This window comes from Anaerolineae bacterium (genome assembly GCA_013178165.1).
GTDB lineage: Bacteria > Chloroflexota > Anaerolineae > Aggregatilineales > Ch27 > Ch27.
Window position 1 is genome coordinate 265,326 of record JABLXG010000004.1, and the last position, 12,026, is coordinate 277,351.

A 12,026-nucleotide genomic window follows, 5' to 3' on the forward strand; every position below is an offset into this window, starting at 1 on the left:
ATGGTGCCCTTGTGGATGTTCCTGCTGGTTGCGGCGGCGCTCTTCGCCATCGGGCTGTTCGGCGTGCTGTCCCGCCGCAACGCGGTGGCGATTCTGATGGGCGTCGAGTTGATGCTGAATGCTGTCAACATCAACCTGATCGCTTTCTGGCGCTACCGCACGCCTGACACCATGATCGGGCAGGCGTTTGCCGTGTTTGTGTTTGTGGTGGCGGCTGCTGAGGCGGCGGTGGGGCTGGCGCTGATTGTGGCCATTTACCGTCGTCGCCAGAGTGTGGCTGTTGAGGATGTCAACCTGCTGAAGTGGTGACGTCCAGGTAATCGCGACGCTGCCCGCTGGCCTGCGCCAGTCGGGAGGTGTGCCAAGTGGAGGACAGGTCCTGAATGATTGACTGGACAAATGCGAACTACCTGCCGTGGTTGATCCCGGTTCCACCACTGCTTGCGGCGGCCCTGATCTTCCTGGTCACCAATCGCAGCTGGTGGCTGACGACGACAACCGCCCTGGTGGCGACGATCACCTCCTGGGTGATGGCGACTGTGATGCTGCTGCGGGCGATTGGCGTCGCCTTTGGGGAGGCGCTGGGCGGCGAGGCCTTTGGCAGCACAGCCCCCTGGATGGACCTGGGCAGCACGCAATTCCAGATCGGCGTGCTGGTCGACCCGCTAACGACGGCCATGCTCTTCATGGTGCCCCTGGCCATTCTGATGATCATGATCTACTCCGTCGGCTACATGGCCCATGACCCGCGCCGGGAGCGCTTCTTTGGCTACATGAGCCTGTTTGCCGGGGCCATGCTCCTGCTGGTGGTCGCCGACAATCTGCTGCTGCTATTCATTGGCTGGGAGGTGATGGGCTTCTGTTCTTACTCGCTCATCGGCTTCTGGTTCGAGAAGGAAAGCGCTCACAGGGCCGGCGTCAAGGCGTTTATGACTACCCGCGTGGCGGATGTCATTATGCTGCTCGGCATTGCCTATCTCTACGCTGAGACGGGTACGCTGAGCTTCCGCGAAATCTTCTTCAACGAGGCGCTGCTGGCCGGGCTGGCGGATAAACCGGCCATTATCTTCGGCGGTCTGAGCGCAGCAGGACTGATCGGCGTCTTTCTGGTGATCGGCACGATCGGCAAGAGCGCCCAGTTCCCGCTGCATGTCTGGCTCCCGGACGCGATGGAAGGCCCGACGCCTGTCAGCGCGATGATCCATGCAGCGGCGATGGTTTCCGCCGGCGTGTACATGATCATCCGCATGTACCCGCTGCTGGAGGCCGGGGCCGACCCGCATCATGGCGTGTACAATGCGCCGCTGCTACTGATGGCCTATGTTGGCGCGTTTACCGCGCTGTTCTCAGCGGTGATTGCCGTGGCCCAGAACGATATCAAGCGCGTGCTGGCCTACTCCACGATCAGCCAGCTCGGCTTTATGATGGCGGCGCTGGGCATCGGGGCGTACATCGCGGCGGCTTTTCACCTGATCACGCACGGCATCTTCAAAGCCCTGCTCTTTATGTCTTCCGGCGCGGTGATCCACGCCATGGAACACGGTGAGCACCATGCTCATGAGCATGGCCACCATATCCATAATGCCTTCGGCGGGCATGGTCACTTCGACCCGCAGGACATGCGCAACATGGGCGGCCTCAAGGGGCGCATCCCGGTGACCTGGTTTGGCTTCCTGGCGGGCGGGCTGGCGCTGGCGGGCTTCCCGCTGTTCACCGCCGGGTTCTGGTCAAAGGATGAGATCTTCGCGGAAGCGTGGTACCTGGGCTTTGGCGAGGGCTTTGGCCCGGCGATGTTTGTCTTTGTGCTGCTGGCCCTGGCGGCTTTCCTGACCGCGTTCTACACCATGCGCCAGCTGGCCATGACCTTCGCGGGCGAGCCGCGCACCGAGGCGGCGGCTCAGGCCAGCCTGGGCGGGCCGACGACGGTCGTCTCCACCTTCATGCAGGGGCCGTTGATTGTGCTGGGGGTGGCGGCGCTGATCGCCGGGTACATTGGCGTGCCCCAGGACTTCCCGCTGTTCGGATGGTTGTTCAGCGGCAATGGCAACCCGTTCCATGACTTCGTGGGCGGTACGTTGCCGCATCATCCGCCGACGCTGGCCTTCAACGTTGTGCCGGTGCTGTTCTCGTTTGTGGTAGCGCTGGGAGGGCTGTATGTGGGTTACCGGGTGTACTGGCGCAGGCCACTGGCCGCCGGACAACCCGACCCAACCCAGGTGGCGCTGGACCGGATCAGCCCGTACCTGTGGCAGTGGATGTCGCACAAGTTCTATGTGGATGAGCTGTACCAGCGGGTGTTTGTCCAGCCCTCACAGTGGCTGAGCGAAGTTCTGACCAGCAAGATCATCGATCGCATCGTGATTGACGGCATCCTGCATACCATCGCTCATGTCGCCGGCTGGATTGGCGAGCTGTTCAAGCGCTTCAACCGCGTGGTCATCGATGGCGTCGGCGATGGCATCCCGCAGGCCATCGGCGCCTTCGCTGGCTGGTTCCGCCGTGTGCAGACGGGCAATGTCCAGCAGTACCTGTTGATGGCTATTCTGGCCGCGCTGGTGATCTTCCTGAGCGCTGCCGGGCTGCTGGTCAGGATCAGCCCGACGACCGTGTTGATCGCACTGGCGGCGCTGGTCGTGATCATCGTGGTGCTGAACTTGATCGGGAGGGTGTGGGGAGGCATAGCCGAATGATCGCGATTGGCAACCTCTTTGAGATTCCCCTGTTGAGCGCCATCATCTTCTTGCCGGTGCTGGGCGCGGTGGTGATGCTGCTGCTCCCGCGCGACAATAAGGCGCTGGTGCGCTGGACGGCGCTGGGATTCAGCCTGGTGGTCTTTGTACTGACGGTGGTGCTGTGGTTTGGCTATGACCGGGCGGTGGGCGGCTTCCAGTTCGTGGAGAAGACACCCTGGTTCAGCCTGCTGGGGGCATCCTGGCACCTGGGGGTGGACGGGATCAGCATCGTCATGATCCTGCTGACCGGCTTGCTGGTGCCGCTGGGCATCCTGATCAGCTTCGAGATCGAAGAGCAGGTCAACGTCTACATGATGCTCTTCCTGCTGCTGGAAGCGGGCATGATGGGCGTCTTTGTGGCGCTGGACCTGATGATTTTCTTCCTGTTCTGGGAGATCGGCCTGGTGCCGATGTACTTCTTGATCAACCGCTGGGGCGGCGAGAATCGCCTGTACGCTTCGGTCAAGTTCTTTCTGTACACCATGGCCGGGTCACTGGGGCTACTGCTCTCCATCCAGTTGATCGGTATCACCGCCGGGACGATGGATATCGTCGACCTGACCGCATTCTGGCCGACGTTCCAGGGGGATGGTGGCCAGTTCCTGGGCATTGGCGTAGATACAGTCAAGTGGCTGACCTTCCTGGCCTTCTTCCTGGCCTTTGCTATCAAAGTCCCGATCTGGCCATTCCACACCTGGTTGCCTGATGCCCACACTGAAGCGCCAACCGCTGGGTCGATGTTGCTGGCGGGTGTGCTGCTGAAGCTAGGCGCCTACGGGTTCCTGCGGCTGGTGATCCCGCTCTTTCCGGAGCAAGCGGCGGCCTTTGCGCCGGTGCTGGCGTTCCTGGGCATGATGGGGATCATTCTGGGCGCGTTCGCCGCCTACGGGCAGGATGATTTCAAGCGGCTGGTGGCCTATAGCTCGGTGAATCACATGGGGTTTGTGGTGCTGGGCATCGCCGTTATGGCCTGGGTCTACGGCATCCTCTACACCAACGGTGCAGCGCCCTGGTTGAACCTGGAAGCGGGGACGGTCGCCCTGGCGGATACGCAGAGCGCAATTATCGCCGCTAACGGCGCAGTGCTGCAGATGTTCAACCACGGCCTCAGTTCCGCCGGGATGTTCCTGCTGGTTGGCGCGCTGTACCACAAGGCGCACACCCGCGACCTGCGGAGGATGGGCGGGCTGTGGGTACTGGCGCCGGTCTATGGCGGCATCCTGATCTTCACCAGCATGGCCAGCCTGGGGCTGCCGGGGCTGAACGGCTTTGTCGGTGAGTTCCTGGTGGTGCGCGGGGCCTGGCCGGTGTTTACCGTGGCGACGTTGCTGAGCATGATCGGCCTGCTCTTCACAGGCGCTTATATTCTGAAGGCGTTGCAGAAGGTGCTGCATGGCAAGCCTGCCCAGGAATGGGTGGACTACCACTACAGGTATCACAACCTGGAGATCTCGCTGCGCGAAGTTGTGGCAATGGCACCATTGTTGGTTCTGTTTTTGGTGACCGGCGTGTTACCCAACTGGATCTTGCCCATGATCAACGAGACCGTGACCCGTTTGTTTGGCGGGTAATAGGCAGGGGGATTTATGTACGCAAGCATACCCGTACTAAGCCTCATCACGCTTACGCCGGCTGTTGCGGCGCTGCTGATCTTGCTGCTGCCCAAGACCGCCAAGCAGGAGGCGCGGATCATTGCGGCAGCGGCGACGGGCTTCAGCTTCTTGCTGGGCATCCTGATGTACTTTTCCTACGATGTCGCCTTCGCTAACGGCGCGCAGTCCGTGAGCGAGATGTTCCAGTTTCAGGAGAGCGTCCCCTGGGTGGCGGCGCTGGGCATCAACTATCATCTGGGCGTCGACGGCATCAGCGCCCCGATGGTGCTGCTGACCGGCTTCGCCTCGTTTGCCGGGGTGTTGATCTCGTGGGGCATTGAGGATCGCCCCCGCGAGTTTATGGCCTTCTTCCTGCTGCTGGTGGTGGGTGTGTATGGCGTTTTCGTGGCGATGGACCTGTTCGTGCTGTTCTTCTTCTACGAACTGGCCATCTTCCCGATGTACCTGCTGATCGCCACGTGGGGCTGGAAGGAACTGCGCGAATACGCAGCCATGAAGCTGACGCTGTACATCCTGGTCGGTTCGGTGGTGGCGATGATCGGCGCCATTGTCCTGTACATTGTCGCCGGGCAGGCGACCGGTACGTACAGCTTCGACATGGTCCACATGCTCGAAGTTGCCCAGATGCCGAACTCACCGTTCAATAACCCCGTAGCCGGGTTGGATGGCGTCACAGTCGCCCGGCTGTGGTTCCCATTGATCTTCATCGGCTTCGGCGTCCTGGCCGGTGTCTTCCCCTTCCACAACTGGAGTCCGGACGGTCATGTGGCCGCGCCGACGGCCGTCTCCATGATCCATGCCGGGGTGCTGATGAAGCTTGGCGCGTATAGTGCGCTGCGCGTTGGCGTACAACTTCTGCCGGATGGCGCGCGGGCGCATCTGCCGTGGATCGTGTTCCTGACGCTGATCAATGTGGTGTATGGTGCGTTTATTGCCATGCGCCAGCGTGACTTCAAGTATGTCATCGGGTTCTCGTCGGTCAGCCACATGGGGCTGGTGAGCATGGGCTGGGCGACGATGAACGTGACCGGTATGACCGGCGCGGGCCTGCAGATGTTCAGCCATGGCGCGATGACGGCGCTCTTCTTCTCCTGCGTCGGGATGGTCTACGACCGGGCGCACACCCGCGACATCCCCAGCCTGGGCGGCTTCAGCCGCAAGATGCCCTGGGTGGCCTTCGCTTTCATCATCGGCGGTCTGGTCAGTATGGGGATGCCAGGGCTGAGCGGGTTTGTGGCGGAGTTCCCGATCTTCATGGGGTTGTGGGATGCCAGCCCGGTCATCCAGCTGGGGATCGGTAACTGGGCGCTGGGGAATTACTTCGCGGTGATCGCGATCGTGGCCGTGCTCGGCATCATCGTGACGGCGGCCTATGTGCTGCGCGTCGTGCAGCAGGTGTTCTTCGGCGCCTTTAACGAGCAACGGTACGCCGAGGTCGGCGACGTGACGATCCTGGACAAAGTTGCGCTGGCGATCCTGGTCGTCCCGCTGATCCTCCTGGGAGTGTGGCCAAGCATCATGGCGCCGATGATCGAAAGCGCCGTCAGGCCGATCGCGCAATTGCTGCTGGGAGGTGCGTAATTGGACTTCCAAACGGTTGACTGGGGAACGAATCTGCTCGCCATTCTGCCGGAGATCCTGTTGACCCTCCTGGCAGTGGTGGTGCTGGCGCTGGATGCGATCTGGCCGGCGAGCCGGCGGCGCCAGATCGGGATCATCGCTGGCGTGTCGATGTTCGGCATTGTGCTGGTGCTGCTGATCTTCTCCGTGCCGATCGCAGCGGCGGTGGAGGAACAGTTGATTCTGGGCGGGATGTTCCGGCACGACATCCTGACGCAGATCTTCCGCACGATGGTGATCCTGGCCGGTGGGCTGACCTGCCTGTTGAGCGTCGACGCGCCGGGCGTGGGGCGCAAGGGGCATTACTACGCCCTGCTGATCATCGCCACGCTGGGCGCCAGCCTGATGAGCGCCGCCGCCGACCTGATCATGGCCTTTGTGGCGCTGGAAACCACCTCGATCACACTCTACATGCTGGCAGGCTCCCTGCGCGGCGATGAACGCTCCACGGAGGCTGGCGTTAAGTACTTCCTGTTTGGCGCGGTGATGTCGGCCATTCTGCTTTATGGCCTCAGCCTGCTGTACGGCTTTTCCGGGCAATCTAACTTCTACCTGCTGGCGGATGGACTGAAGGCCAGCGGTGTGCATGATCTGGCTGTGCTGCTGGCACTGGTGATGTTGCTGGCAGGCTTCAGCTTCAAGATCAGCGCGGTGCCCTTCCACTTCTGGACACCGGATGTTTATGAAGGTGCGCCGACGCCGGTGACGGCCTTCCTGAGCGTGGCCAGCAAGGCGGCCAGCTTTGCCCTGTTGTTACGGCTGTTCATGGCTGTCTTCCCGGAGTACGACCCGATCTGGGCGCTGGTGCTGGCGATCGCGTCCGTGGTGACGATGACGCTGGGTAATGTGCTGGCCCTGCGGCAGAGCAACATCAAGCGTATGCTGGCCTATTCGTCGATTGCCCAGGCGGGGTATTCCCTGATCGGCGTGGTGGCCATTGGCGCGCAGGATGGCGCGGGCATGGCGGCGGTGATCTTCTACCTGTTCATGTACACGCTGACCAACCTGGCCGCCTTCGGCGTGGTGATCTACGTCAGCCGGGCAACCGGCAGCGAGAAAATCGCCGACTTTGCCGGTCTGAGCCGCCGCAGCCCGGCGCTGGCGCTGGTGCTGACGGTGGCGCTGCTTTCGCTGGGCGGCATCCCACCGGCGGCGGGGTTCGTGGGCAAGTTCTTCCTGTTCCAGGCGGCAGTAGATTCCGGGCTGGCCTGGCTGGCCATCATCGGCGTGCTGAATGCGATCGTCGCCCTGTACTACTACCTGATGGTTATCAAGGTCATGTACGTGGATCGCAGCGCCGATGAGGACAAGCCGCTGGCTGTATCGCGGGCGGCAAGCTGGGCGCTTGTCCTGACGTCGATAGGCGTGATTGTGCTCGGCGTGGTAGCCGCGCCGGTGTATGAATGGGCGTTGCACGCCGGACAAGAGCTGCTGTTCTGATTGTGGTGGAGTGTGCTGGCCGGGTGAGGGGCAGGGGTGCCCCTCACCCGGAAGTTTTATTGGAGGAGGCAACGCGGGCCGGTCGGTAGTTCCGGCGGCCAGCGTAGGATGCCGGGAGTCCCCAGTGGGGCTGTACCGCCCGGCAACCGAAGTACGGATGACGCTTGTTTGCATCTTTATAGGACAAAAATTGGCGATATTTGCGACCTTGTGATAGAATGCACACGCTGCTGGCCAAGTGGGCCGGTATTCTGGAGAACACCAGGCCGTGAGCGATGAACTGCCACACCGCGAACTAACAGGCAGCCGCCCACGCAATCTGACCTATGCGGCGATTGCCGGGCAAGCCGGGCTGGTCACTATCCTCGTGGTGTTCATCGCCCTGTTTGCAGGACTGTGGCTGGATGCGCAGTTTGGCCTGCGCGGGCCGTTTACGATCGGCCTGCTGGCCCTCAGTGTGCCGGTCAGTCTCTTTCTGATGGTGCGGCTGGCGCTTTCCGCTACCGGCGCGATCCGGCCAGCCCGCCCGGAAGAACCAGCGACGATCGCCAAGGAGGATTAGTGATTGAGAAAAACTAAATTTGACTGGCAGAGAGGAGGCTCATGCAGTGAATAAAACTCAACGAGGTCTCCTCGTCCTGATCGGGATGGTGGTTTTTGTGGGGGTCTTTTGCCTGTGGATTCCCTTCATTCTGCTGCCCGGTGCGGGCATCGGCGTGGCGCTGCCGGTGATTTACGTGCCGGGCGAAATCCTGGTCAAAGATGTGCTGGGCGAGGGGTTTCACCTCACCAATACGCTGGTCGGGGTGTTGCTGGCCGATCTGGTGATCATCCTGATCGTGCTGGCCGTGTACCTGAGCGGCGGGATCAAGAAGGTTCCGGGGCGGCTGCAAAGCCTGCTGGAGTTGCTGGTCGGCTTCATGTACAACTTCGCCAAGTCGGTTGCTGGCACCCGCGCCGGGCGGATCTTCCCGCTGGTGATGACGATCTTCTTCCTGCTGCTTATCTCCAACTGGCTGGAGCTGGTACCCGGCGTGGATAGTGTTGGGCTGCTCCACTGCGCCGAGGAAGGATTCAGCGGCTACCCGATCAATGTTGAAGAGAGCCAGGCGCTGGAAGGCGTGATTTCCCTCCGTGTGACCAGCCCGCTGGACGCCGGCACGCGGGCCACAAAAGCCGATTACTGCGCCTGTGACGCGGTCAACCTGGGCCACTTCCCGGAGGGCAAGGAAGCCGCCTGTGTGGAGGCGCTAGCCGAGGCCGGGGTGGCGCTGCCGGAAGTGGGCGCAGAAGGCGGGCATGGCGAAGGTGAGGCAACCGCCAGCAATGAAACCCATGCCGAAGGTGAAGTGCACGCCAGCCTGCCTGAAGAGGTGATCACGGCGATCAGGTCCGCTGAGGAAGCTGGTCTGGTGCGATCTGACATCTTCATCGTGACGCCATTTGTGCGTGCGGCGGCTACCGATCTAAATATGACGGTCGCGCTGGCGATTGTCGCTGTGATCATGGTGCAGGTCTATGGCGTGTGGTCGCTGGGGCCGGACTACTTCCAGAAGTTCCTCAACCTGCGCGCGCTGGGTAACCTGGGCAAGAAGCCGCTGGGGTTGATCGATTTTGTGGTCGGCGTATTTGAGATCATCTCGGAATTCGCCAAGATCATCAGTTTTGCCTTCCGTCTTTTCGGCAATATCTTTGCCGGGCAGGTGTTGCTGTTCATTATGGCCTTCCTGGCGGCGACGATGTTGCCGGTGATCTTTTACGCACTGGAGCTGTTTGTCGGCCTGATGCAGGCATTCGTCTTTGCCGTGCTCACGCTGATCTTCAGCGCCCAGGCGATGCAAAGCCACCATCACGAAGAAGCGCATGGTGAGGCTCACAGCTAGCGGTGGTGCGCAACTAAACCTGGTTCAGACAACCTTTCTATCATAGGAGGACGTTTTCAATGACCGGAGATCTGAGTGTTGGTCTGAAGGCGCTGGGGGCCGGCCTGGCCATGATTGGCGCGCTGGGGCCGGGGATTGGCATCGGTCTGATGGTGCAGGGTGCGATGGGCGCGCTGGGCCGCAACCCCGAAGCCGCCGGCCAGATTCAGACGAATATGATTCTGGGTATTGTGTTCGCCGAAGCTGTGGCCATCTACGCCCTGGTGGTTGCCCTGATCATCCTGTTCGTGCTGTAGGCGCAGGGGAGGCGATTTGTGGAAGCACTAGGGATTAATGCAGGGTTTATCATCGCCCAGATTGTCAATTTTGGCGTGATTGTGCTGCTGCTGGGGGTGGCCCTGTGGCGCCCGCTGACCCGCACGCTGGATGAGCGGGCCATGAAGATCGCCCGCCAGCTTGAAGACGCCGAAGTTGCCGCCAAGGCCCGCGCTAACGCTGAAGCCGAAGCCGCCAAGATCCTTGACCAGGCCCGGCGCGAGGCCGCCAGAATCGCGGACGAGGCGCGCAGCCGGGGCGAGGAAGCCGGGCAGGGCCTGCTGGCCGAAGCCCGTGCCGAAGCAGAGAAAATCCTGGCGGACGCGCGGGAGAAAGCGATTGCTGAGCGCAACCGCCAGCTGGCCGATCTGCGCGATCAGGTCGCCGGACTGGCAATGGCCGCTACCCGCAGGCTGATCGGGGCCTCGCTGGATGAGAAGCGCCAGCACGAACTGGTCAACCGCTTCTTTACTGAAGTGCCAGAGAGCGCCCGCAACCTGAGCGGCGTCGTGGAAGTCATTTCCGCCCTGCCGCTCACAGCAGAAGAACAGGCGGAGGTCAAGCGGCGTACCGGCGCCAGTGAGGTCAGGTTTGTGGTCGATCCGGACATCATGGGCGGCTTGATCATCCGCGCAGGCAGCCGGGTGATCGATGGCAGCGTGCGCTCCGGCTTGCGGGAGATGGCCAGCCGGCTCAACTGAAGCCAGCGGTTATCACTATTTTGCACAACAAGAGCAACCGGGGCCACGCCCCGGTTCTTTTTTCGTTCAGGCGTCCCTCTCTGCCGGGATGTCTGGTATACTCAGCAGGCCGTGCGGAACGGCATAGCGAGGCTGGGCAATGCGATTTTTCGAACTGCTGTCTTACCTGCCGGAAGCGACTACCAGCGGCCCGGACGTGCCCATTAGCGCCCCGGTGACCGACAGCGCGCAGGATGTGCAGCCGGGTGGGATATTCGTAGCCCGGCGGGGCGCGGTGGTTGACGGCCACGATTGGATCCCGGAAGCGGTCGCCCGTGGCGCGGCGGCGGTCGTTGGCGAACGCGCGCCGGAACAGGTAACCTGCCCGGTGCCTTACGCGGCTGTCCCTGACGCGCGGGCGGTGCTGGCCCTGCTCGCTGCCGCTTACCACGGTTTCCCGTCGCGGCAGATGGTCGTGATCGGCGTTACCGGGACTGATGGCAAGACGACCACGGTCTCGCTGATCTACAGCATCCTGCGGGCGGCAGGCCTCCGCGCCGGGATGATCAGCACGGTCAGCGCGGTGATCGGCGGCGATGCCCTGGAGACTGGTCTGCATGTGACCACGCCCCGCGCCCCGGAGGTGCAGGGCTACCTGGCGCGCATGGTTGAGGCCGGGCTAACCCATTGTGTGCTGGAGGCAACCAGCCACGGCCTGGCTCAGGGCCGGGTTGACGCGGTAGATTTTGACGTCGCCGTGATCACCAATATTCAACACGAGCATCTGGACTATCATGGCACCTGGGAATCCTACCGGGACGCTAAAGCGGAGCTGTTCCGCAAGTTGCGCCGGTCCGCGTACAAGCCGGGCCAGGACAAGGTGGCGGTGATCAACGCTGATGACGTAGCATCGGCGGATTTCCTGCGGGCTATCCCCGCTGATCGGCATCTGTTCTACGGCCTGGCATCAGCGCCCGTTGATTTCCGGGCCGAGGCAGTGGCATACCGGCCAGATGGTACGCATTTCAGTGTGCGCGGGCTGGCGGTACGCTCTCCGCTGGTCGGGGCCTATAATGTGTCCAATGTGCTGGCGGCGATGGCCGCGGCTGTGGCGGTGGGCATCCCGCTGGCGGCAATCGTCGAGGGCATCGCTGCACTGCCGCCGATTCCGGGCCGGCTGGAACGTATTGACGAAGGACAGGATTTTCTGGCGGTGGTGGATTTTGCCCATACGCCGAATGCGTTGCGGCAGGTGTTGACGGCGGCACGGACGCTGATTGCGCCCGGACGGCGGGTGATCTGTGCGGTGGGCAGCGCCGGGCTGCGCGACCGGGCCAAGCGGCGCATGATGGCGGCGATCGCCGCGGAGCTGGCGGATTTTACCATATTGACGGCGGAGGACCCGCGCACCGAGTCGCTGGAAGCGATCCTGGCGGAGATGGCGGAGGGCTGTCGGGCCGCTGGTGGGGTGGAGGGCACCACGTTCATCCGCGTCCCTGATCGTGGCCAGGCGCTCTATGAGGCTGTGCAGCGGGCCGGGGCGGGCGATATCGTCCTGGCCTGCGGCAAGGGACATGAGCAGAGCATGTGCTTCGGCGAGATTGAATATCCCTGGGATGACCGGCAGGCGTTGCGCGCCGCTTTGCGCGGCCAGCCGCTGGCCACGCTGCCTACCGCCCGCACCTGACCGGCGTGGGGCGAGCGTTGTTTGAGCCTGACCAGGCTGTGGTAAACTAGCAAGAG

10 protein-coding genes are annotated in these 12,026 nt (G+C 62.5%); all 10 read left to right on the forward strand.

Annotation, left to right across the window (positions count from 1 at the left end):
* The 10 genes from nuoK to HPY64_04255 all read left to right on the forward strand — a co-directional run bounded on the left by nuoK (nt 1) and on the right by HPY64_04255 (nt 11,970).
* Nucleotides 1–309: an NADH-quinone oxidoreductase subunit NuoK gene (gene nuoK, locus HPY64_04210; protein NPV66331.1), complete on the forward strand. Its 309-nt coding sequence runs from the start codon at nt 1–3 to the stop codon at nt 307–309.
* A gap of 74 nt (nt 310–383) precedes the next feature.
* The gene (locus HPY64_04215; protein ID NPV66332.1) at nt 384–2,690 is read left to right on the forward strand and encodes an NADH-quinone oxidoreductase subunit L; all 2,307 of its coding nucleotides are present in this window, start codon (nt 384–386) and stop codon (nt 2,688–2,690) included.
* On the forward strand, nt 2,687–4,303 hold the full coding sequence (locus HPY64_04220; GenBank protein NPV66333.1) for an NADH-quinone oxidoreductase subunit M: 1,617 nt from the start codon (nt 2,687–2,689) through the stop codon (nt 4,301–4,303). Before HPY64_04215 ends, HPY64_04220 begins: the two co-directional genes overlap by 4 nt.
* Nucleotides 4,304–4,318: 15 nt before the next feature.
* Nucleotides 4,319–5,926, forward strand: coding sequence for an NADH-quinone oxidoreductase subunit M (locus HPY64_04225; protein ID NPV66334.1), 1,608 nt, complete (start codon nt 4,319–4,321; stop codon nt 5,924–5,926).
* On the forward strand, nt 5,927–7,405 hold the full coding sequence (locus HPY64_04230; GenBank protein ID NPV66335.1) for an NADH-quinone oxidoreductase subunit N: 1,479 nt from the start codon (nt 5,927–5,929) through the stop codon (nt 7,403–7,405).
* Between the two features lie 268 nt (nt 7,406–7,673).
* A complete protein-coding gene (locus HPY64_04235; GenBank protein ID NPV66336.1) occupies nt 7,674–7,967 on the forward strand; it encodes an AtpZ/AtpI family protein in 294 nt (97 codons plus the stop codon).
* Between the two features lie 46 nt (nt 7,968–8,013).
* On the forward strand, nt 8,014–9,288 hold the full coding sequence (locus HPY64_04240; GenBank protein NPV66337.1) for a F0F1 ATP synthase subunit A: 1,275 nt from the start codon (nt 8,014–8,016) through the stop codon (nt 9,286–9,288).
* 59 nt (nt 9,289–9,347) lie between these two features.
* A complete protein-coding gene (gene atpE / locus HPY64_04245) occupies nt 9,348–9,584 on the forward strand; it encodes an ATP synthase F0 subunit C (protein ID NPV66338.1) in 237 nt (78 codons plus the stop codon).
* An 18-nt stretch (nt 9,585–9,602) separates the two neighbouring features.
* Nucleotides 9,603–10,304 (forward strand): F0F1 ATP synthase subunit B, encoded by a 702-nt coding sequence (gene atpF / locus HPY64_04250; protein NPV66339.1) that lies wholly within the window; start codon nt 9,603–9,605, stop codon nt 10,302–10,304.
* Between the two features lie 139 nt (nt 10,305–10,443).
* Nucleotides 10,444–11,970, forward strand: a complete 1,527-nt coding sequence (locus HPY64_04255) for a UDP-N-acetylmuramoyl-L-alanyl-D-glutamate--2,6-diaminopimelate ligase (GenBank protein ID NPV66340.1) — start codon at nt 10,444–10,446, stop codon at nt 11,968–11,970.
* Nucleotides 11,971–12,026: the final 56 nt, after the last annotated feature.